The sequence below is a fragment of the Bartonella vinsonii subsp. berkhoffii ATCC 51672 genome (assembly GCF_902825225.1).
GTDB classification, from domain to species: domain Bacteria; phylum Pseudomonadota; class Alphaproteobacteria; order Rhizobiales; family Rhizobiaceae; genus Bartonella; species Bartonella berkhoffii.
This window is the reverse complement of sequence record NZ_CADEAK010000190.1, coordinates 1-432: the sequence shown is the minus strand read 5'-3', so window position 1 is coordinate 432 and position 432 is coordinate 1. Positions and strand designations below refer to the sequence as shown.

Below are 432 nucleotides of genomic sequence, written 5' to 3'. Positions count from 1 at the left end.
TTCTTTGACTCCTTGTTTTCGATCAGAGGCGGGGGGGGCCGGGTGTGATACACCCGGTGTGTTGCGTGGACCTCAGTTTTGGGGAGGAGAAAAAGGATCGATTACGGCTGAAGAGCAATCTTTTAATAAAGAGGAAAGGATGAAAGAATGTGGGGGAGAGGTTTTTTAACGTCTTTGTTTGTCTTTTTTTCCAGGTGTTTTTTTCGTTGTGGTGGAGGTGCCATCTTTTTATTCCATGTTCCAGCTTCGCCAATGGGGAGGAAGGGCAGATTTTGAGTTTGGGGGACGGCCTCTTTGTATATGACGGGGTTGGGGTAATTTAAAAAAGGTTTGAAAAAAAAAATTTCACCGCAACCTGTGTGTGATGAAAAGGGTGGAAGCATTACCGGGGAAGGAGGGGAAGTGTTTGGGAGCGTGTGTAATTCCCCCAAT

Annotated in this window: 1 pseudogene; it reads left to right on the top strand. The window is 46.3% G+C overall.

The window, feature by feature from the left end:
• Window positions 1-163 (top strand): annotated as a pseudogene (locus tag J7R10_RS10125) (serine--tRNA ligase); the annotation flags it as partial.
• Between the last annotated feature and the right edge of the window lie 269 nt (window positions 164-432).